Source organism: Prevotella bivia DSM 20514 (genome assembly GCF_000262545.1).
GTDB lineage: Bacteria > Bacteroidota > Bacteroidia > Bacteroidales > Bacteroidaceae > Prevotella > Prevotella bivia.
Map to the genome: position 1 here is coordinate 304500 of NZ_JH660659.1, position 22215 is coordinate 326714.

The window sequence follows — 22215 nt, forward strand, 5'->3', positions numbered from 1 at the left end:
TTCTGCTGTAATACATGACCTTTCAACTTGCAAAAGGTTATGTTTGAAAAGTATTTTTAATTTATTTTTGCTTGAAAAATAAATTAAAATCAAAACAAAAATAAATTATTTTTGTTCTTAAAAAATAAGCTTTTAATAAGCCAACAATAATCCTTTACTTTTTAAAACATTATCACTTACTACTTAGCAGCTCATCTACCCTTCGGCTGCATGATAAGATGAGCGAACTAAGGGACCACTCACTACATGCTTAAAGCCTTTCTCTAGGGCTATTTTTTTGTATTCGTTAAACTGTTCTGGCGTAATATAAGCCATAACAGGAAGATGTTTTGATGTTGGTTGAAGGTATTGCCCAAGTGTTAAACGCTTACAACCAGTAGCAAGAATATCGTCCATCGTTTCAAGGATTTCTTCGTGAGTTTCACCTAGTCCTAACATAAAGCCTGTCTTAGCCTCTACCCCCCAATTGGTTATCTCTTGTAATACACTCAAACTCTGATCATACTTTGCCACACTTCTCACGGTTGGTGTAAGGCTACGCACGGTCTCCATGTTATGTCCACATACATGAGGTTTTGTGGCAAGAACCTTTTGCAGGAGTTCTTTCCTACCCATAAAGTCGGGAATAAGCAACTCTATCTTTGTGTTAGGGCAGGTTTGTTGGATAGCTTTCACTGTTTTTACCCAATGATCAGCTCCATAATCAGGAAGATCGTCTCTATCTACTGATGTGATGACAGCATAACGAAGATTAAGCTCTTTAATCGTTTCGGCTACGTGTTGAGGTTCATTAGGATCGAGCGCATGTGGCTTACCACTTAGTGTATTACAAAATTTACACTTACGTGTACATATTTCTCCGCCTATCATCAATGTAGCAGTACGAGCAGCCCAACACTCTGTGCGGTTAGGACAAAGCCCACTAGTACAAATCGTATTCATACGATGACGTGAGAGGATACCCGCAGTTTCGCCCGAAGTTTTCTTGGAAGTAAGATCTATCTTCAACCATTCTGGCTTCATTACATGGGGAGTGCGTCCAAAAAGTAGGCGTAAGAACTGGGGCAGCGTAAAATTACGGATTACTGTTCCTAAGTTAATATTCGCAAGTTTCTCCTCTACAGCCTCGCGCGTAAAAGGAACATTTTTTAGAAGATCTAGCAAATCACGGTCAAGATCACCAATTAAGAAATAATCGCCCATAAGATTGATTTTCTTAATCACTCCATTCTTTAGCTCGATAACAGCATCTATCGTACCTACGTCTTTAAATCGCTTTGTGCGTTTCTCTGTGTATTTGGGATTTTGACCATATACAAATTCATCAGAGGCAAGTTCTGCCTCTATTATCTCTATTTGCTTCATATCCTCAGAAGTTAGCTCTCTTACCTCATCACCACATGTGAAATGCTGTACATAATCAATGAAATCGGAGATAGGCATATCAAGATAATCGCCTACATTCTTGACACGCTGGCGAACCGACTCTACCCCCTTACTTTGCAATTTCTCTTTAGCTGGTGTTAAGGCACTAGCTAGATGCTCTAACTGTGTATTATAAAGCAAAGAATTGTGTAACACACTCCTACCCTTTAGTTTATAGAACGCACAACCAGCCACTTTCTGCCCATCTACAAGAATATCATTACGCCCAGAAAGTTGAGCATCAACATTAAGACTTTGCAACACAAGTGCTACGTTTTTCATGTGGGTATAAAAGGCTTCATTTACATTAGAATCGTTAGAAATGTAAGAAAACTGAAGGCAACCACGATCGGCATAGATACAGCCTCCTCCACTCTTACGGCGGAAGATATGGATATTATTTGCCTTACAGTAATCTACATCTACTTCGTTATGTATAAGCTGGTTGCGCCCAAGCATAACCGTAGGCTCAACACTCCACACCATATAATAATCATCATCGGTGTAAGTATGTGCTACATATTCTTCAACAGCAAAATAGAAAGGTAAGAGCTTTGCCTTAGACCTTTCAGGAATGATCAAATATTTCATTATTTAGGTGATACAAATTTAAGCGTTCAAATAGATTTATCTTTTTAGGTAGGCATACTGCTGAGTATTCAACTATTAGAAAGTTGTCATCATTAGTAACCAATGTTCTAGTGCAAAAATAATAAAATAATACACGTTACAAAAATATTTTAGAGACATATTCACCTGAAACTTATCAAAAAAAACTATCAAAATGATATTTCATTTTATCATATTACCTTATTATATAAAATCTAACCTTTAAGGAATTTTTAACTAAAAAATATTCGGCTTTCCTCAAATATTTTTGCCAAAAAGATTGAAGCATCGTCAAATAATTATTATATTTGCAGCATAACTTAAACACCAACTGCTTCTTTTTATAAAGTAGCACAAACAGAACTATTACTAAAGTCTTAAATAAAATGGAAAATAAGAGAACTTGTCTTTATGACAAACATATTGCTCTAGGAGCTTTGATGTCGCCATTCGCTGGTTTTGATATGCCTATTCAGTACTCTTCTATTACAGAAGAGCACAATGCTGTCCGTGAACATTGCGGTGTGTTCGATGTTTCTCACATGGGCGAATCTTACGTAGAAGGTCCAGACGCAGAGCGCTTTGTAAATAACATCTTCACCAATGATGTTACCAACGCACCTCTTGGTCAGGTATATTATGGCATGATGTGCCATCCAAATGGTGGTACAGTAGACGATCTGCTTGTATATAAGATGGGCGAAGAGAAGTTCTTCCTCGTTTACAATGCTGGTAATATCGACAAAGATGTGGCATGGATTGATGCTCATAAGGAAGGTTTCGATATAAAAATAGAGCATGCTTCTAGCCGTTATGGTCAGTTAGCAGTACAAGGTCCAGAGGCTGAAGCTGTAGTAGATGAGGTTCTTGGCTTACCATGCAAAGAGCTAAAGTTCTACACTGCAATGTTTGTAAATGTAGATGGTGCAGAACTAGTATTAAGTAGAACAGGCTATACTGGAGAGGATGGTTTTGAGATTTATGGTCCTCACGCTTACATTCTTGCCGCATGGGATAAGCTTTTGGCTAGCGGTAAGTGCAAACCATGCGGTCTAGGTTGCCGCGATACTTTGCGTTTTGAAGTTGGTTTACCTCTATACGGTGATGAATTGACCGATGAAATCAGCCCTGTAATGGCAGGTTTGTCTATGTTCTGCAAGCTAGGTGAAGATAAGCCTGACTTTATTGGCAAGACAGCCCTTGTCGATCAGAAGGCAAATGGTGTTGCTAAACGCTTACGCGGTATTGAGCTAGAAGGCAATGCTATTCCTCGTCATGGTTACAAAGTTTTGAAAGATGGTGTTGAAGTAGGCGAAATAACAACAGGTTATCGCTTGTTGAGCGTTGACAAGAGTTGCGCTGTAGCCTTGGTTGACGATGCTGTTAAAATGGGTGATACTGTTGAGGTACAGATCCGCAAGAAAACTTTCCCTGGCACTGTTGTAAAGAAGAAATTCTACGACAAGCACTATAAGAAATAAGAAATTAAATATATAATTACATAACACTAAACATATTCTTACTATGAGTAAAGTTATTGAAGGACTCTACTATGCAGAGTCACACGAGTTTGTAAAGGTTGAAGGCGACTTTGGCTATATTGGTATTACTGATTTTGCTCAGTCTGAACTAGGTAACATCGTTTATGTTGATTTACCTGACACAGAAGAAGAGATTGAAGCAGGTGAAGATTTTGGTGCAGTTGAAAGCGTAAAAGCAGCATCAGACTTGAGTAGCCCTGTTAGCGGTACAATTGTCGAAACTAACGAAGCACTTGAAGATAGCCCTGAATTGATCAACAAAGATGCCTTTGAAAATTGGATTATTAAGGTTCAATTATCAAACAAGGCAGAACTAGAGAACCTTATGGACGCTAAGGCTTACGAGGAATTTTGTAAGAAATAATATTTATGACATATAAATTTTTTCCACATACAGATAAAGACATTCAAGAGATGTTAGCCAAGTCGGGTATGACTTCTCTTGAAGATCTTTACGCTGAGGTTCCTAAAGAGGTATTATTGAAGGATTACTATCAAATTCCTGAAGCAAAGAGTGAATTAGAAATTCGTCAATATTTTAACAATTTAGGCAGCAAGAACAAGCAGCTTGTTTGTTTTGCAGGTGGAGGTGCTTATGATCACTATACACCGTCATCTATACCTTTTTTAGTAGAGAGATCAGAGTTTTTAACTAGCTATACCCCATATCAAGCTGAAATATCACAAGGAACGTTGCATTATATCTTTGAATATCAAAGTATGATGGCAGAACTTACTGGCATGGATATTTCAAATGCTTGTATGTACGACGGTCCAAGTGCAACAGCAGAAGCTATGCTTATGGCTAATGCTAACAGTAAGAAAGCAAACAAGGTACTTGTTTCTGAAACCGTAGATAAGAAAGTTTTGAATGTTGTAAAGACATACGCTCACTTTCACGGTGTTGAAATAGGTATTATAAAAGCAACAGAAGGCGTTACAGATAAGGCCGACATGGAGCAACAATTGTCTACAGGCGAAATCGCTGGTGTTATTGTGCAGCAACCAAACCGCTTTGGTAACATAGAAGACTTTACAGGCTATGCTGATGCTTGCCATGATAAGAAGGCACTCTTCATTATCAATAGTGTGGCAGCCGACTTAGCTTTGCTAAAGACCCCTGGTGAATGGAAGGCAGATATTGCGGTTGGAGACGGTCAGAGCCTAGGCGTTCCAATGTGTTTTGGAGGTGCATATATAGGCTATCTTTGCTGTACAGACAAGATGATGAGAAAGATGCCCGGACGCATTGTTGGTAAAACTCTTGACCACGATGGACGTCGTGCATTCTGCTTAACACTACAAGCTCGCGAGCAGCACATACGTCGGCAAAAGGCTACTTCTAATATTTGCTCAAACCAAAGCTTAATGGCATTATGGGTAACTATCTACATGAGCTTAATGGGTAAACAAGGTTTGAAGGAAGCAGCACAAATGTCTTATGATGGTGCACACTATCTCTATGAGGAATTATTGAAATCGGAACACTTTAAGAAAGCTTTTGATAAACCTTTCTTTAACGAGTTCTGTGTACGTTACGATGGTAATGTAGATGCTCTGTTAGCTAAACTAGAAGCTAATGGTATTCTTGGTGGCATCAAAGTTGCTGATGATACAATCATGATGGCTGTAACAGAGAAGCGTACAAAAGAAGAAGTTGACCATTTAATTGCTTTATGTCATGAATAACAAATTATATGGAAATCTGATTTTTGAGTTATCTCACGAAGGACGCCAAGGCTATAGCCTTCCTAAAAATTCTTTTGGACATCACGAAGTACCAGCTGATGCTAAGCGCGCTAAGGATGCTGAGTTACCAGAGTGTGATGAGATGACTGTGGTTAGACATTATACTAACTTGAGCGAAAATAACTTTGGAGTACATAATGGCTTCTATCCATTGGGGTCTTGTACTATGAAGTATAATCCACCCATCAATGAAGAAATTGCTAATCATCCTGCCTTCATTAATCTTCACCCATTACAACCAGAGCATACTGTTCAAGGGGCTTTGGAGGTAGAGTACGAATTGCAAAAGAATTTAGCACAGATAACTGGTCTTGAAGAATTTACGTTAAACCCATTTGCTGGTGCTCATGGTGAGCTAACAGGATTAATGATCATTAGAAGTTATCACGAAAAACGTGGTGATGCAAAACGCACTAAAGTAATTGTTCCTGACTCTGCACATGGTACAAATCCTGCATCTGCTGCTGTTTGCGGACTAGAGGTCGTTGAGGTAAAAAGTACTCCTGAGGGGCTTGTTGATGTTGAGGATTTGAAACCATTACTAGGCGATGACATTGCAGGTATGATGATGACTAATCCTAACACACTTGGATTGTTCGAGAAAGAAATTCTTGAAATAACCAAGCTGGTACACGATTGTGGAGGTTTGATGTATTATGACGGAGCTAACTTGAACCCATTGTTGGGTGCTTGCCGCCCCGGAGATATGGGCTTCGATGTTATCCACTTAAACCTACACAAGACTTTCTCTACCCCTCACGGTGGAGGTGGTCCTGGTTCAGGTGCCGTTGGTGTAGGTAAAATTCTAACAGAATTCCTTCCACAGCCACATGTTATCAAGACTGCTGATGGTAAGTTTACTACAACTAATAACATTGCAGTTCCTGGAATGGACACTCCTACAGCTGTAAGTGCATTCTTAGGTAATTATTCTGTCAACCTCCGTGCACTAACCTATGTTCTATCACTAGGTAAGGAGAATTTCCGCATGGTAGGTCCTCTTGCAACTCTTAATGCAAACTATATTAAGGAGAGCCTAAAGGATGATTATGAATTGCCTATTGATACCCTCTGCAAGCATGAGTTTGTTTTTGATGGTTTAAAGGATAAGAGTACAGGTGTTACCACTATGGACGTAGCAAAACGCTTACTTGACTATGGCTATCATGCTCCTACGATCTACTTCCCTCTCCTTTTCCATGAGGCTATGATGATTGAGCCTACAGAAACGGAAAGCAAGGATACTATAGATGGGTTCATTGAGGTAATGCATACTATTGCTAAGGAAGCTCGCGAAAATCCAGAAATAGTAAAGAGCGCACCACATAATACACCTATCTCTCGCATAGACGATGTGTTAGCAGCTACTCACCCTATCTTAACTTACAAACAATTGGTCAATGATAAAAACTGATCTCATAATAATTGGTGCTGGTCCAGGCGGTTATCATACCGCCTACCATGCCACCAAGGAAGGACTAACAGTTGCAATCTTCGAAGATCGAGAAGTTGGCGGAACTTGTCTTAACAGTGGATGTATCCCAACAAAGACTTACTGCCACTTTGCTGAAGTTGTAGATAGCTCGCGCGAATGTGCAGAGTTTGGGTTAGACAATTTAAAATTCGACATCAACTTTAGCAAAATCCACAATCGCAAGAATGAGGTAGTTTCTCAACTACGAAGCGGTATTGATATGCTTATGCAGGCTCCTGGCATTACTTTTGTAAAGGGCAAGGCTAGCTTTAAAGATACTCAAACCATTATTTGTAATAACGAAGAGTACCAAGCAAAACATATAATCATTGCTACAGGCTCACACGCAAAGATGCCACCAATAGAAGGTATTAATGATCCATCGGTAGTTACTTCTACAGAATTGCTCGACATTGATCATGTTCCTACTAAGCTCTGCATCGTCGGTGCTGGTGTTATTGGTATGGAGTTTGCAGCTGCGTTCAGTACTTTTGGTTCAGAAGTTACTGTTATTGAATTCTTGAAGGAATGTTTACCTCCTATTGATAGTGATATAGCTAAACGCCTACGCAAGCAATTAGAAAAGAAAGGCGTTAAGTTTTATTTGCAAGCTGGTGTTAAGCGTATTGAAAACGGTAATGTTACTTTCGAGCGTAAAGGAAAAGAAGAAACGATACTCGCTGATACTGTCCTCATAGCAACAGGTCGTGCTGCCAATATTGAAGGTTTAGGACTAGAAGCTGCTGGCATTGAAGTTGATCGTAAAGGCATCGTTGTAGATGAGCATTTCTGCACAAATGTGAAGAATATTTATGCGATAGGTGATGTTAACGGAAAGCAAATGCTTGCACATGCGGCTGAGTTCCAAGGTTATCATGTACTTAATCAAATTCTTGGACACTCTGATCATATCAATTTCCAAATTATGCCTTCTGCTGTTTTCACTAATCCAGAAATAGCAGGTGTTGGCTTAACGGAAGATCAATGCAAGGAACAAGGGCTTAACTATAAATGCTTTAAGTCGCTCTATCGCGCAAATGGTAAGGCTGTGAGTATGAATGCTGTTGATGGATTGGCTAAGTTGATTACAAAAGAAGTAGATGGTAAATCATACGTTATCGGTTGCCACGTTCTAGGAGCTCATGCTGCCGATTTAGTTCAAGAAATGACTACAGTCATGAATGATCCTCAACTAAGCATTAGTGATTTTAATAATGTAATCCATATTCATCCTACGCTTTCTGAGATTTTACATGAAGCTGGACTTATTGCTACCAGCAATTCTGCTAGCTTCTAAACTTTATAATATTTGTAGTGAACCTCAAAAGTTGGACTTTCTATTGAACATTAATTATTTAATTCTCTATAGTGAGCTCGGTATTTTACCGGGCTCATTCCGTTTAGTCGCAACTTTATTCTTTCTTCATTATACGGGTTTATTAATCTTTCAGAGGTAAAAGGTCAGAGGTATGCAGTCCTTACGTCCGCCGTCTTAATTCTAGGCTCTTCCCAACTCGTGGTTAAGCTTCGTCATACGGTTGGATAGTGGTGTCTGCATACCCCTTTGCGTTTGAATACGAAAACTGTCCATATTATTAGGCGACTCCATTTCCCCACCACGCCGAGGTTTTGATTTAGATTACGGTCTTCGTACCCCATTTGCAAATTTATAACTTATTTTCTAAATAGCAAAGATTATGAACATAACCCATTCGGGCTCAGTAGAAATTTAGTGGGGATATCCATATAGTTTACTTAATCTAAAAATAAAGAATTTTTTATCCGTAACTCCTCTTAGATTGGCTCTGAATAATTTTATTTTTGAGTTAAACGATTCTGCTGCCGCATTTGAAGCTCTGTTATTATAGAAATTGAGTATATCATTATAATGTTCATAGAATGTTGCAGCAATCACATTAAAGGAATGAAATCCAGCTTCTTCTACCTTATTATACCACTTAGCCATGCTTAGTCTTGCAGCATCTTTAATAGTGTTTTTAGCAAAAATCATCCTTAACGAATGACATAGTCCATACGCTATCTTGAGTTTGGGGTATTCTCTAAATAATATTTTAGCTCTCTGCTTTTGTGTTGTAGTCCATTTATCAGCAGACTTAAATAGTAAATACCTACTCCTTGCCAATAACTCTTTACGCGTATCTCCATTTTCATAAATAAATGGTTCGTATTTTTTTCCCTCTAATTTAGCATTTTCCATATCATCAGTGGCTTCCTGTATTGCATCCCATCTATAATCTATTCTTATCTGTTGTACTGCATCACAGGCTAACTTTTGGATATGAAATCTATCAATAACTCTTTGAGCTTTAGGAAAACAATGATGTACAATTTTACGCATTGTATCAGATAAATCTAAAGTAACTTCTTCTACTTGTTCTCTTTGTTGTTCATCTATTTTATCTAATATCTTACAGACTTCATCTGATTTTGTACCTGCTACAATAGCTACCAAACAGCCTTCTTTACCGTGTTTATCACGATTAGTAACGAGGGTATATAATTCACCATTTGAGAGAGCTACCTCGTCAATGGCAAGAAACTTACCTATATTCTCGGAAAACAATACCCATTTATCAGCATAGGACAACTGCTCCCAATCCCTATAACCACTTAAAGTTTCCTTGTATTGCTTCTCAAAAGTATGTCCATTTATATGATAAAATTTCTCAAGCGTACGGCAGGTCACGGGGGATGTCTCCATACGTTTCTTTTAAAAAAGCTCCGAACTCTTTACTATAACGAGTTCCAGAGGAAGTAAGATCTATGGGTAAGGGCAAGGAGAAGCTTTTACCTGTACGAGTATCAACCCAGCGACGACGGCGAAAGGAAAGGATTACTTTGTGATCACGAATAGGAAAGTCCGTTATATCAACTACTGCCATAAAACCTTTTGATTCAAAGTGGAGGTCATCGAGAAGTTCCGTTTCCATCTTCTCATCTAAATAAATACGAAACAAGGTAGAATCCTTTTCTATCCTAACTATTGAAAAATACCGAAGGACTTCGCTGGGAAGAACTAACTCGGCTAACTGATAAAGATATTTCGTAAGCATCCAATATTAGCCGCCTTTGTGTAGCATTCTTGCTTTACTACCTTTGCCCGAAAAACTTATGTTTGTACTCAACGAAACAAATGTTTTTCGGGTTTGTTGCACTCCTGTGGATATGCGTCAGGGTATTCTTCGCCTGTCCCAATTGGTACGTAGCAATGACTTCAATCCTTCTGATGGTGTTGTCTACGTTTTCTACAATCGATCCCGTAACCGAATCAAATTGCTGCACTGGGAACGCTGTGGTTTTGTCGTCTATCATAAACAGATGGTACAGGGTTGCCTGAGTCCTAAAATCATACGGGCGAGAACTGGATTTTATGAACTTCGCTGGGACGAACTGGTACTCTATATTGAAGGTATAAATCCTAATTGCTACCGAAGAAAAAGATACAACAAATCTTAGTATTTTCTTGCCAGTGTCAGATATTTTTCGCACCTTTACATTGTATAAAGAACTGATAATGTAATGGATATGCCTTATTGCACAATGACATCTGACTACCATTCTCTCACTCGGGAAGCTGTTGTTAAACTTCTTGAGCAAAGGGATGCTGAGCTTAAGGTTAAGGATGCTGAGCTGGAACAAAAGTCCCGTCGTATTCTTGAACTTGAGCGCATGGTATTTGGCAGGCGCAGCGAGAAACGCCTGCCTGAGAGTGCAAGCGACTGGACGGGTACGCTTTTTGACGAGCAGTGGGCCAAAGAGGGTTCTCTGGCTCGGGTAGAAGCCCTTCCCATCATCAAGGAGATAAAACAGCAGTCCGGACAACGCAGGTCATCACGCCGTGTGAGCCGCCCTTCCAGAAAGGGTACGGCCTACGCCTCCTATGTTCCCGAGAACATAGAGCGACAGGTGACGGAGATATACCCAGAGGATTATGATGCTGAGCGCATGGCTATCATCGGACATGACAGAAGTGAGCATCTGTGTCTGCGTCCCTCATCCTTTTATGTCAGGGTAGAAGATCGTGTCATCTGCCGCCTAAAGGAAGCCCGGCCAACGGATGCGAAGGTCGACATCCTGAACGCCCCCTTGAAAAAGCAAGCAGTGGATTGTTTTGCCGACGCTTCCCTGCTCGCCGAAATCATCACCGCCAAGTTCGCCTATCACCAGCCCGAGTATAGGCAATGTGAAAGATGGAAGGAACTGGGCGTGAACATCCCCACCTCAACCGTCAACAGCTGGGTTCACAATGCCGCCGATGCACTTTATCCACTTTACAAACTTCAAGTAAGACAGATCCTGCAAAGTTCTTACCTTCAGGTTGACGAGACCAGCGTGCAGGTTGCCGACCGCAAGGGAAAGACGCGCAAGGGATACCTGTGGGGCGTGCGTGACGCCATGCACTCCCAGGGTGTGTTCTTCCATTGGAAGGACGGGGCGCGGTCGGGCGCTGTGGCAAATGAACTCTTCAAGGGCTACCAGGGTGCCATACAGTCTGATGGGTATGAGGTCTACAGCAGGTTTGAGAACGTTCAGGGCATCGTGCTGTTAGGATGTATGGCACATGTGAGACGTAAGTTCGAACATCTGGCGACTGACGATAAGAACGCCGCCCATATCATCGAAACGATAGCCACGCTTTATGAGTTGGAGGAAAACCTCAAACACAAGAAAGCACCACCCGAGGAAGTGGAGACAGAACGAAAGGCTAAAGCTTACCCCATTCTTAAGTATTTGGAGACCTATATGTTGGATGTACACAAACAGTACACCCCAGGCGAAGCTATGGAGAAGGCGCTGCGTTATGCCTTCGCCGTATGGATACGCATAGGTAGGTATGTGCAGGACGGACGCTTCAACATAGACAACAACCTTATGGAACAGGCCATTAGGCCCATCACGCTTGGAAGAAAGAACTACCTGTTCTGTGGTAACAATGAGGGAGCGGAGAACAACGCCATCTTCTATACCTTCATGGCATGTTGCAGGGAAGCAGACATAGAGCCATACAAATGGATGAAGGAAATCCTTTCAAAGCCCCTGCCCGATATGACGGAGGAGGAACTCACGAAAATGCTACCTTCAAACTTCAAATAACAAATAACCCTTATATGCTGCCAGACGTATAAGGGTTATTTGTTGGTGTGAAAGTCGGCTAATATTGGATGCTTACGATATTTCTCTTCCATAATACAAAGGAAAGAAAAATAAAACAATTATGAAAATATCCCCCACTAAATTTCTACTGAGCCGAAATTTCTACTGACCCCTCATTCCGTTTAGTCTCAACTTTATTTTCAATACCACAAATAAAGAAACAAAAAAAGTGCTTAAAGCTTTTCAACTTTAAGCACTTTATAGTTGCGGAGGCAGGACTCGAACATGCGACCTCCAGGTTATGAGCCTGGCGAGCTACCAACTGCTCCACTCCGCGATATTAACCATAAATTAAGTAGCAATTGTTATGCCATTTCTTAATTGCGAGTGCAAAGGTATAAAGAATATTTCGTTTAACCAAACAACTCTTGCAAAAAGTATATTTTTTAACAATAAGATACACACTTCTGTCTTTTATTAAGGTTTTTAGTCTAGTCTTGTTTATCAAACTCTTCTTACAGCATATTTTCCAACATCGCCACAGCCTTCTTTATATCGTCTGAAAAGGAAGCATGGCAAAGTAAAAAGTCGTCCTTACCAGCAGATAAAGTTTTGTAGAGCGTTTGATTCATACCTTCTATAAATAAGCTAATGGCATATTCTATATCATCCTTCTGCTGTAAATTATCGGAATAGGCATACACGCAATATTTTTGATGAAAGAAGCAGTAGGCTTGTTCTATACTATCTTTTGTTATCTGTTCCATTTATATAAATGTGTTATTGAGATGGTCTCCCTTTTAAAGCTACAAAATTAACGATATTTTGGCTTATACAAGGAGGAAATTTATATTTTTCTTGCAAGTTTCTTTTTAAAATTGTATCTTCGCACACAGATAAACTTTGGGTAACCAAACGTGGGGTGCCATTCCGTTGAATGAGCTGAGATTAGACCCGTATAACCTGATGCAGGTAATGCTGCCGTAGGAAGTGCTAACGAGTAATAATTAGGTTTATCATATACAGAACATTTTCATATCCCCCATTGTAGGTTGCCTTAGAATAAGGTAAAGGCTATGCGCTATTGTACAACTTTGACAATTGCTGGCTCTGATTGTAGTGGAGGAGCAGGTATTCAGGCTGATATTAAAACGATGTCAGCCCTAGGATGTTATGCTTCTTCAGTAGTTACGGCAATTACGGCTCAAAATACGCTGGGGGTTTATGCTATACAACATGTTAAGCCTAGCATAATAGCAGCACAACTTCGGGCTGTTATGGAGGATATTCGCCCTGATGCTATTAAGGTAGGAATGATTGTTGATGGAGAAACGATAGAGGTAATCACGGATATACTACAGCAATATAAGCATATTCCACTCATTGTTGACCCCGTTATGGTATCCTCGTCAGGAAGTAAACTTATAGAAGAGAATGCCATAGCGATATTCCTTAAACGATTAGTACCTATAACTACTTTACTTACCCCTAACATCCCCGAAATAGAAGTTTTAGCGAATACAAAGCCGATAAGCTTAACCGATTTTGAACTTGCTGCTCAACGTTTACTAAACCTTAACTGCAATGCTGTTTTAATAAAAGGAGGACACAGAGAAGAAAGCAACAAGGTGGATTATCTTTTCAGAAAACAACACCCTCCTATTTCCTTTTCTTCACCAACAGTAGAAACCCATAATACGCACGGTACAGGATGCACGCTTTCATCGGCTATTACTGCGTTTATGGCAAGAGGACTTACTATTGAAAAGGCTATACAACGAGCAAAGGAATATCTTACCCAAGCCCTAAAGGCTGGAGCTGGTATTACAATAGGACAAGGACATGGAGCGGTTAATCATTTTTATAATCCTAAAAAAATAATCAAACAATGACAAGCATACAATATATAACGCACGAGAACCAAAGACTGAGCTATCTTGATGGTGCAATATTAGCATTAATGGGAGGGTGTAAATGGGTGCAACTTCGCATGAAAGAAGCTTCCGACGAGGAGTTTCTAGTTGTAGGGAGCCAACTTAGGGAGCTATGTAAAACATATAGTGCCACTTTTATATTAGACGATCGTGTGCATCTTGTCAAACCATTAGGTGCAGATGGAGTACATTTAGGAAAAAATGATATGCCTATAGATGAGGCTCGCCGTTGTCTACAATCGGATAAGGTGATAATAGGTGGAACAGCAAATACCTTCGACGATATTAAAAGACTACACAAGCAAGGAGCAAACTATATTGGGTGTGGACCGTTTCGCTATACAGAAACAAAGAAGAAACTAGCTCCTACACTAGGATTTCAAGGATATAAAAGCCTTGTTGAAAAAATGAAAAGTGAGGGAATAACATTACCCATATTTGCTATTGGGGGTATATTATATGATGATGTGAAAGCCTTATTATCTATTGGCATTGATGGTATTGCAATTAGCGGAGGTGTTCTAAACGCCGACAACCCTATAGAAAAAATGAAATTATTAATGAAATTAACATAACATTATGAGAAACGATATTAAAATAGAGTATCCTTCATCTGAAAAGATTTATATGAGAGGTGAACGCTTTCCCAAACTAAAAGTAGGAATGCGACAGATCAATCTCACGCCTACAGTGGAAATGGTGGATGGTAAGAAAGTGATTAGGAATAATGATCCTATAATTGTCTACGACACAAGTGGACCTTACAGTGATCCAAACATAGAAATTGATTTACAAAAAGGTCTTCCTAAATTGCGCAAAGCATGGATTGCTAACCGTAAGGGAACACTAATGTATTATGCTAAACAAGGCATTATTACGGAAGAAATGGAGTATGTGGCTATCCGAGAGAATATGAATTGTAAAGCACTTGGCATAGAAAGTCATATTACCCCAGAGTTTGTCTGCAAAGAAGTAGCAGCAGGTAGGGCTGTAATTCCTTCCAATATCAATCACCCTGAAAGTGAGCCAATGATTATTGGCACTAACTTCTTAGTAAAGATCAATACAAATATTGGCAATTCGCATGAAAACTCTAGTATTGATGAGGAAGTAGAAAAGGCTGTATGGAGTTGTAAATGGGGAGGCGACACCCTGATGGATCTATCCACTGGCGACAATATCCACGAAACGAGAGAATGGATTTTGCGCAACTGTCCTGTTCCTGTTGGCACAGTACCTATGTATCAAGCCTTTGAAAAGGTAAACGGAAAGGCAGAAGATCTAACATGGGAAATTTTCCGAGACACACTAATAGAACAGTGTGAACAAGGTGTTGACTACTTTACCATTCATTGTGGTATCCGCCTAAAGAATGTCCATCTTGCTAAAAATCGCCTTACGGGTATGGTAAGTAGAGGTGGTAGTATTATTTCTAAATGGTGTCAAGTACACAATGAGGAAAGTTTCCTTTATAGCCACTTCGATGATATTTGCGACATCTGTGCCAAATACGATGTAGCAATCTCGCTAGGCGATGGTTTACGCCCCGGTTCTACCTACGATGCTAACGATGCGGCACAATTTGCCGAGCTTGATACGATGGGAGAACTCGTGGAGCGTGCTTGGGCTAAAAATGTGCAGGCATTTATAGAAGGTCCTGGTCATGTACCTATGCACAAGATACGTGAGAATATGGATCGTCAGATAGAGAAGTGCCATGGCGCACCTTTCTATACTTTAGGCCCGCTAGTAACCGACATAGCTCCAGCTTACGACCATATAACTAGTGCCATTGGAGCTTCTATGATAAGTTGGTATGGCACTGCCATGATTTGCTATGTTACGCCAAAGGAACACCTTTCGCTTCCTAATAAAGAAGATGTGCGAGTAGGTGTTATTACTTACAAAATTGCTGCTCATGCAGCCGACTTAGCAAAGGGACATCCCGGAGCATCAGTAAGAGATAACGCACTAAGCAAGGCGCGATATGAGTTTCGCTGGAAAGACCAGTTTAATCTTTCACTCGATCCAGAGAAAGCACGTGAGTATTGGGAGGCATCTAATAAAGTAGGCGGGAAATATTGCACGATGTGCGGACCTAACTTTTGTGCAATGCGCATTAGTCAAACATTAGAAGATTGCGATAAATAACATAAACCAAATTATATAATTATGATAGAAAAAGAAGTTTCAAAAGGTATCATTAGTACCTATTTTGAGAAAATGGAGAAGTGCCTAGACTTGGATGTTGCCATCGTTGGTGGCGGTCCTTCAGGCATAGTAGCTGCTTATTACATGGCTAAAGCAGGATTAAAAGTGGCATTGTTCGATCGTAAACTATCACCTGGTGGTGGTATGTGGGGAGGTGCTATGATGTTCAACCAACTTGTTATCCAAAAAGAAGCACTAGCAATTATTAAAGACTTTGATATTAACTATGAGCAATACAATGATGACTTGTTTACTGCTGACTCAATAGAAAGCACTTCTGCATTGCTTTACAAGGCTGTACATGCAGGTGCAACGATCTTTAATTGCTATTCAGTAGAAGATGTGGTGTTTAAAAATAACATTGTTAGTGGTGTGGTTGTAAATTGGACACCAGTGCTTCGCGAGGGTTTACATGTTGATCCACTGAATATTATGGCGAAATTTGTGATTGATGGCACAGGACATGATAGCGAAATGTGTAAGGTTGTGGCACGCAAAAACGGCATTAAGCTAAATACTTCAACGGGGGATGTGATAGGCGAACGCTCGCTTGATGTAGCTGAAGGCGAACAGCAAGTGGTGGAAGGCACAAAGGAAATTTATCCCGGACTTTATGTTTGTGGTATGGCTTCGTCTGCTGTTGGAGGAACACCACGTATGGGACCTATCTTTGGAGGTATGCTGATGTCAGGTAAGAAGGTTGCCGAAATGATTATTAAGCGTATTCAAGCATAAAAGTAATTTTGAGTGCTAAACCATGAGTGATAGCCAAAAGCTATATACGTTTTGGTTTAGTACTCTTTTCTATACATTATTATATAGAAGGTATATGGAGATTATCGTTATAACTCAACCTACATTTATTAGTAACGAAGCCGCTATTATACAGCAATTATTGTCTTTAGGTGTTGCCAGAGTACATATAAGAAAACCTAATATGTGTATCGAGAGCTGTAGACAACTAATAAAAGATATCCCTGCATGCTTTCACGCTAAATTATCACTACATGATAACTTCGCATTAACAAGAGAATTTGAAATTGGTGGAATACATTTAAACCACCGAAATCCAACTATTCCAAAAGGCTTTAAAGGTATTATCTCGAAGTCATGCCATAGCTTTCAAGAAGTTATAGAGAACAAAGAAACACATAATTACTTATTCCTTAGTCCCATATTCAATAGCATTTCTAAGCAAGGATATTTATCAGCCTTTACACATGAAAGCCTAACCTTAGCCCATAAGCAGCAAATCATTGAAACTAATGTTTATGCATTAGGTGGTGTAACCTTAAAAAATATCCACAAGCTGTATAATTATGGTTTTGGTGGTGCTGCCATTTTAGGAGATATATGGGAAAAAGTAGGTACGACAGACTTTGAAAAACACGTTATAAAACTCGTAACGCATTAAAATAAAATTATACACCGCCTTTCATTTTTCTAAGCTTTTTCTCTGTTAAACCTCAGTTATTGCTTATTTTTGCAATCAAAACTAACAAGCACTATGAAGAGAAAAGCAATTATAATGGGAGCCACATCGGGTATAGGGAGAGAAGTGGCAAAATTGCTCTTAAACAAAGGTTGGGAGATTGGTATTACTGGACGAAGAAAGGAAGAACTTATTAAGTTTCAGCAAAAAGCACCAGATCTTATTCATTTTAAGGCAATTAATGTTTGTAAAGACGATGCTCCCATATTACTTCTGGAGTTGATTGATGAAATGGGAGGTATAGATCTTTATGTACACTCCTCTGGATATGGCAAACAGAACATAAACCTTGATACAGCTATAGAAAAGCAAACACTATTGACAAATGGTGTAGGCTTTACAACGATGATAGATACGGTGTATAATTATTTTGCTAATACTGGAGAGGAAGGACATATCACTGCTATCACAAGCATTGCTGGCACAAAGGGATTAGGTGCTGCTCCCGCTTATTCGGCTACTAAAAGGCTTCAGTGGACTTATCTTGAAGCACTCGCACAACAAGCACGAATGAGGAAGTTAGCCATCACTTTTACTGATTTCAGACCGGGCTTTGTAGCCACTGACTTCTTAGGAAATGATCACTATCCTATGTTGATGCAAAAGAAATATGTGGCAAAGAAAATAGTTCAAGGGATCTTTCAGCATCGGCGACGTGTTACAATAGATTGGCGTTATCGCCTACTCTGCTTCTTTTGGAAACTCACTCCAAGTTTTATTTGGGAGCGAATGAAGATTAGAACATAAAACAAAAAGAGGTGTTCTTCCATTATGGAGAAACACCTCTTTACTTTTTGTAGTATTAACCTTATCCTAAAGTAGGAACAATAGCATAATAGATAACATCATGATCGGTACAGTTTTCAAACCAATGGCTATGCCCATTTGGACAATAATGTACCTGCCCCATCTTAATGATTTCGATAACATCATCATAATGTACTGTCAATTCACCGCTAACAACAAACATTGCTTCGAATGACCCCTTGTGTTCATGCTTACCACTACATGCGCCTGGACGTAAAGTGGAATACATAATACGGGCTTTATCATCAATATAGTTGCGAGTATCTAGCTTTCCTTTTCCTCCCTTAAAGCCTTCTATATGCTCCTCGGGGATCTTTTCAAAATCAATTTTCAAAATTCTCTATCTTCAATTTTTAATTAAACTAGAATGTATATCTCAAACCTAGCTGACCTCTCCAACGGCTGTTGTAATCAACGTAGTTACGAGCAACGTGTGTACCATCAAACTTGAATACACCTTTTCCCTCATAGTTGAATGGGCTAAAGTAACGATTGAAACCATCACCATAGGTATGCCCCCAATCTTTATTCAAGAGGTTACCAACGTTAATAATATCCATACTCAACTCTAGGGAATTAATGTTAGAACCTACCTTGAAGCTGTACTTTTGTGCGAGGTGAACATCAAAGTGATGCTCGAAAGCCAAATTATCTGCAAAACGCTCAAAAAATTCACCACGATGGTGCTTCATATAAGAATCATCTGCTAGATATTGCTTCATTAATGCACGCTGCTGATCTTCTGTTAGTGTTCCATTAAAACCAGGACCTAAAACCTTAGTAACAAATGCATAAGTATCCTTACTATTGTTAACCTTAACGCCTGAAGCAAACTTCATCTTGTCGATTTGAGCATCTGTTGGGATAAAGAATGCATCGTTGCCTCTGTGTCCGTCTTCATTCATATCACCATACATCTCAATTGAATAAGGTGAGCCACTACGACCTTGATAAATCAAGCCTACAGTGGTTTGCCATGCTTGTTTAGCACCATACTGAACATGGTAATAAGCACTTGCCTGAATACGATGAGGTACGTTGTATGCACTGAATGAAAGCTCAGGATCATTAGGATTGCGATAAGTGGTATTATAACCAAAGTTACTAGCTGCAACTGATGAAGTTCCACTATTAACACTCTTAGAGCGTGTATAAGTATAGCTAGCCATAAGATCAAGACCAAAGTTGAAATGCTTTTCAGCTTTAAGAGAAAGACTTAGGGTATAGCCTTTATTAGTATTATAAAGTCCATAAACATGATTAAATGCTGTCTTTCTTGTAGTTTTGGTTAGCATAGGGCGATTATCCCATTCATAACCATATACATTTCCAAAAGTCTGTCCTGTTAACTCATAAGCCAAATCCTTGTAATAAATATCATTCAAGGTCTTAGAGTAGATGGCTTCTGCTGTCCAATCAATTCCAAGCAATTTTGCATCAAGACCCAAATTGAATTTTAATGTTTGAGCTAATTTAAAATTATCATCAAAAACATTAACTGTTTGGTTGCCTGAAGACTTTAAAGTAGAGAAGTTGCCTGATTGATCATTAGGATTTAAAATAAGGTTAATACCCTTAGGTCTATTAACATTATAAGTTGTCAACTGAATACCTGTGTTAGCAAAATTGTTGCTTACCCAAACGTATGGAATACGACCAGTAAACACACCTACACCACCACGAAGAATAAAACGACGATCCTTGTTTATATCCCAACGGAAGCCTACACGAGGACTCCACAATGGCGTGCTTGAAAGCTTATGATCGGTACGAACGCCCCACTTTTGAGCTGCAGCATATTCATTGAATGGAATATTTGCAGTAGGAGTATCAAAGAATAATGGAATATCTACACGCAAACCATAAGTGAGCTGGAAAGAAGGAGTAACATTCCACTTGTCTTGTGCATAGAAACCTAACTGACCTGCAGCAAAAGGTGTTTTCCAACGAGGATCACCCGTTACATCTATATTTGCCTGACCATACATATAGCTATTGAAATACTGATAAGTAGGATCTATGGTACCTGCATTATAATCGGTATAATATTTATTAAAGGCTGTTAGATCTTTAAATTGGTAAGTACCCGTAAAATCTTGAATGTACAAGTTAGCAAATTTATAGTATTCATTATGTGTACCAAAGGTAAACGTATGACTGCCTTTATACCATGTCAAGTTATCCTCGAAAGTATAGATATCTTGATCCAAAGAGTTAGCAGCAGAGCTACGCTCATTACCAATATTTACAGTTCCACCAGTTACCTGAACAGAGATACCTGGGAAGTAAGAAGTAACATTACGTTTATCGCGAACACGAACGTAGGTAGCACGTGCCTCATTACTTATAGATGGAGATATACGGCTTTGTAGCTCGGCAGTAAATGAGTTAGTTACACTCTTAAATGGATAAGTGTAAATATTATCATTTACCGTAGAAGCCGAACTTGTATTGTTAAGCTGATTAGCAGTAACATTGCTCCAACGGAAAGAGAACTTATTTGCCTCATTAATATTCCAGTCAATCTTTGCCCCAATCTTATCGCTCTTTGTATAGATATCAGGATTTCCAAAGCCGCCAGTGTATTCTATACCTTGTTTTGCTGCCATTTCTTTAATCTTAGCAAGAATACCATCAGCTTCTTCTACATTTACACGAGAACCTTCTTGACCATATCCGTTGAGGTTAGGATAAGTTTTATTAGCATGCTCATAATTTACAAAGAAGAAAAGTTTATTCTTAATGATTGGACCACCTAATGTGAAGCCTGCTTGGTATTCATCTTGTTTGGTGTACTTAGGAGCATAACCTGTACCATCAGAGTAAGGGTAAGAATGACCAATAAGGTTTTGATTATTACCAAAACCATACACACTACCATGAAACTGATTAGTACCACTCTTAGTAATGGCATTAATAGCACCACCCGTAAAACCACTCTGACGAACATCGAAAGGAGCAATATTTACTTGAATTTGTTCAATTGTTTCCATAGAAACTGGTTGCCCACCAGCCTGACCACCATTTGATCCATTTGCCGCTAGACCAAACACATCATTATTCATTGCACCGTCTATCATAAAAGAATTGTAACGATTGCTAGTACCTGCAAACGACATAGCACCATTTGAGGAGGTTGTCAACTGTGGATTAAGACGAGCTACATCAGCAATACTATGAGTAATACTTGGCATTTCAGCAATTTGTTTAGACGAAATGGCTTGCGCAGCCCCCGTCTTCGTACCATTGATACCAGCATTACCTGTTACGACTACTTCTTGAAGTTGCTTAGAGTCATCTTCTAGCTTGCAAGACAAATCTTCTGTTTCTCCTAGCTGTAGATGTACGTTTTGAAAGGTTTTAGTTTTTTGTCCGATATAGGCAATCTCCACTTTATAGGGACCACCTACACGCATTCCATCGATAGTGTATCTACCATCAATGTTTGTAACTGCTCTGTAAATAGTTCCAGATGGTTGATGCGTAGCTGTTACGGTGGCACCAATCACGTCCTCCCCTTGAGAAGTTACCTTACCACTAATTCCTGATGTTGTAATCTGTGCAAAGGCTGTACTTGTCATTACAAAGAACATTGTAATCAGAAAGAATAATCGTTTCTGCATAGTTTGAAAAATTAATAAGAAGTTGTTTGAAAATGATTTAAATATTTTTTGCAAATGTAATGAATTAGTTTTAATTTCCCGTCGTTCTTCCTATTAAATTATTATTACAGTCCGCTAAACTTTTGGTTAAAATACAAATTTAGGGCTGACACTTCTCACGAGGTATCAGCCCTTTTTGTTATCTTTACTTTTGTTCCCAAACTCAGATAACATGGGCAAAAGTACACATTTTTTC

20 protein-coding genes, 1 tRNA gene and 1 riboswitch are annotated in these 22215 nt (G+C 39.3%); of the genes, 13 read left to right on the top strand and 8 right to left on the bottom strand.

Annotated features, from left to right (window positions below; all coding sequences use genetic code 11):
• Nucleotides 1–195: 195 nt before the first annotated feature.
• A complete protein-coding gene (gene lipA / locus PREBIDRAFT_RS10890; protein ID WP_004338653.1) occupies nucleotides 196–2016 on the bottom strand; it encodes a lipoyl synthase in 1821 nt (606 codons plus the stop codon).
• Between the two features lie 404 nt (nucleotides 2017–2420).
• Between lipA and gcvT the strand changes: the two genes are divergently transcribed.
• From gcvT to lpdA, 5 genes are read left to right on the top strand one after another with little or no spacing between them, the layout of a single operon-like run.
• The gene (gene gcvT, locus PREBIDRAFT_RS01960) at nucleotides 2421–3515 is read left to right on the top strand and encodes a glycine cleavage system aminomethyltransferase GcvT (protein WP_004338652.1); all 1095 of its coding nucleotides are present in this window, start codon (nucleotides 2421–2423) and stop codon (nucleotides 3513–3515) included.
• 43 nt (nucleotides 3516–3558) lie between these two features.
• Nucleotides 3559–3939, top strand: coding sequence for a glycine cleavage system protein GcvH (gene gcvH, locus PREBIDRAFT_RS01965; RefSeq protein WP_004338651.1), 381 nt, complete (start codon nucleotides 3559–3561; stop codon nucleotides 3937–3939).
• A 5-nt stretch (nucleotides 3940–3944) separates the two neighbouring features.
• Nucleotides 3945–5264 (top strand): aminomethyl-transferring glycine dehydrogenase subunit GcvPA, encoded by a 1320-nt coding sequence (gene gcvPA / locus PREBIDRAFT_RS01970; RefSeq protein ID WP_004338650.1) that lies wholly within the window; start codon nucleotides 3945–3947, stop codon nucleotides 5262–5264.
• Nucleotides 5257–6738 carry an aminomethyl-transferring glycine dehydrogenase subunit GcvPB gene (gcvPB, locus tag PREBIDRAFT_RS01975; RefSeq protein ID WP_004338649.1) on the top strand — a complete coding sequence of 494 codons (1482 nt, stop codon included), beginning with the start codon at nucleotides 5257–5259 and terminating at the stop codon, nucleotides 6736–6738. The genes gcvPA and gcvPB overlap by 8 nt, the downstream gene beginning before the upstream one ends.
• Nucleotides 6725–8095 (top strand): dihydrolipoyl dehydrogenase, encoded by a 1371-nt coding sequence (lpdA, locus tag PREBIDRAFT_RS01980; protein ID WP_004338648.1) that lies wholly within the window; start codon nucleotides 6725–6727, stop codon nucleotides 8093–8095. The genes gcvPB and lpdA overlap by 14 nt, the downstream gene beginning before the upstream one ends.
• Before the next feature lie 50 nt (nucleotides 8096–8145).
• Here the strand turns inward: lpdA and PREBIDRAFT_RS11860 are convergent, their stop codons facing one another.
• The 3 genes from PREBIDRAFT_RS11860 to PREBIDRAFT_RS01990 form a co-directional block, all read right to left on the bottom strand.
• Entirely contained in the window at nucleotides 8146–8238 is a 93-nt protein-coding gene (locus PREBIDRAFT_RS11860) for an IS3 family transposase (RefSeq protein ID WP_155122322.1), read from the bottom strand.
• Between the two features lie 289 nt (nucleotides 8239–8527).
• Complete coding sequence (locus PREBIDRAFT_RS01985) at nucleotides 8528–9520, bottom strand: ISAon1 family transposase (protein ID WP_004339063.1); 993 nt, start codon at nucleotides 9518–9520, stop codon at nucleotides 8528–8530.
• The gene (locus PREBIDRAFT_RS01990) at nucleotides 9486–9872 is read right to left on the bottom strand and encodes an ISAon1 family transposase N-terminal region protein (protein WP_004339065.1); all 387 of its coding nucleotides are present in this window, start codon (nucleotides 9870–9872) and stop codon (nucleotides 9486–9488) included. Before PREBIDRAFT_RS01990 ends, PREBIDRAFT_RS01985 begins: the two co-directional genes overlap by 35 nt.
• 58 nt (nucleotides 9873–9930) lie before the next feature.
• On the opposite strand from PREBIDRAFT_RS01990, the gene tnpB reads away from it, so the two are divergent.
• Nucleotides 9931–10275 carry an IS66 family insertion sequence element accessory protein TnpB gene (gene tnpB, locus PREBIDRAFT_RS10895; protein WP_004339067.1) on the top strand — a complete coding sequence of 115 codons (345 nt, stop codon included), beginning with the start codon at nucleotides 9931–9933 and terminating at the stop codon, nucleotides 10273–10275.
• A 213-nt stretch (nucleotides 10276–10488) separates the two neighbouring features.
• The gene (gene tnpC / locus PREBIDRAFT_RS02000; RefSeq protein ID WP_244864321.1) at nucleotides 10489–11913 is read left to right on the top strand and encodes an IS66 family transposase; all 1425 of its coding nucleotides are present in this window, start codon (nucleotides 10489–10491) and stop codon (nucleotides 11911–11913) included.
• Nucleotides 11914–12177: 264 nt separating this feature from the next.
• On the opposite strand, the gene PREBIDRAFT_RS02005 is transcribed toward tnpC, so the two are convergent.
• Nucleotides 12178–12250 (bottom strand) — tRNA-Met (locus tag PREBIDRAFT_RS02005).
• 178 nt (nucleotides 12251–12428) lie between these two features.
• Nucleotides 12429–12680: a hypothetical protein gene (locus PREBIDRAFT_RS02010; RefSeq protein ID WP_004337021.1), complete on the bottom strand. Its 252-nt coding sequence runs from the start codon at nucleotides 12678–12680 to the stop codon at nucleotides 12429–12431.
• Between the two features lie 141 nt (nucleotides 12681–12821).
• Nucleotides 12822–12921: riboswitch (TPP riboswitch) on the top strand.
• A gap of 68 nt (nucleotides 12922–12989) precedes the next feature.
• Between PREBIDRAFT_RS02010 and thiD the strand changes: the two genes are divergently transcribed.
• From thiD to PREBIDRAFT_RS02040, 6 genes are all read left to right on the top strand, one after another.
• Nucleotides 12990–13805, top strand: coding sequence for a bifunctional hydroxymethylpyrimidine kinase/phosphomethylpyrimidine kinase (gene thiD, locus PREBIDRAFT_RS02015; protein ID WP_004337022.1), 816 nt, complete (start codon nucleotides 12990–12992; stop codon nucleotides 13803–13805).
• Entirely contained in the window at nucleotides 13802–14422 is a 621-nt protein-coding gene (locus tag PREBIDRAFT_RS02020) for a thiamine phosphate synthase (protein ID WP_004337023.1), read from the top strand. Before thiD ends, PREBIDRAFT_RS02020 begins: the two co-directional genes overlap by 4 nt.
• Nucleotides 14423–14426: 4 nt before the next feature.
• Nucleotides 14427–15998 carry a phosphomethylpyrimidine synthase ThiC gene (gene thiC, locus PREBIDRAFT_RS02025; protein WP_004337024.1) on the top strand — a complete coding sequence of 524 codons (1572 nt, stop codon included), beginning with the start codon at nucleotides 14427–14429 and terminating at the stop codon, nucleotides 15996–15998.
• 21 nt (nucleotides 15999–16019) lie between these two features.
• On the top strand, nucleotides 16020–16793 hold the full coding sequence (locus PREBIDRAFT_RS02030) for a sulfide-dependent adenosine diphosphate thiazole synthase (protein WP_004337025.1): 774 nt from the start codon (nucleotides 16020–16022) through the stop codon (nucleotides 16791–16793).
• 94 nt (nucleotides 16794–16887) lie between these two features.
• A complete protein-coding gene (locus PREBIDRAFT_RS02035) occupies nucleotides 16888–17472 on the top strand; it encodes a thiamine phosphate synthase (RefSeq protein WP_004337027.1) in 585 nt (194 codons plus the stop codon).
• Nucleotides 17473–17565: 93 nt separating this feature from the next.
• Nucleotides 17566–18297: an SDR family NAD(P)-dependent oxidoreductase gene (locus tag PREBIDRAFT_RS02040; RefSeq protein ID WP_004339071.1), complete on the top strand. Its 732-nt coding sequence runs from the start codon at nucleotides 17566–17568 to the stop codon at nucleotides 18295–18297.
• Between the two features lie 61 nt (nucleotides 18298–18358).
• Here PREBIDRAFT_RS02040 and PREBIDRAFT_RS02045 read toward each other — a convergent pair whose 3' ends face one another.
• Nucleotides 18359–18691 (bottom strand): cupin domain-containing protein, encoded by a 333-nt coding sequence (locus PREBIDRAFT_RS02045; RefSeq protein WP_004337030.1) that lies wholly within the window; start codon nucleotides 18689–18691, stop codon nucleotides 18359–18361.
• Between the two features lie 28 nt (nucleotides 18692–18719).
• Nucleotides 18720–21980, bottom strand: a complete 3261-nt coding sequence (locus PREBIDRAFT_RS02050; RefSeq protein ID WP_004337031.1) for a TonB-dependent receptor — start codon at nucleotides 21978–21980, stop codon at nucleotides 18720–18722.
• Nucleotides 21981–22215 lie beyond the last annotated feature (235 nt).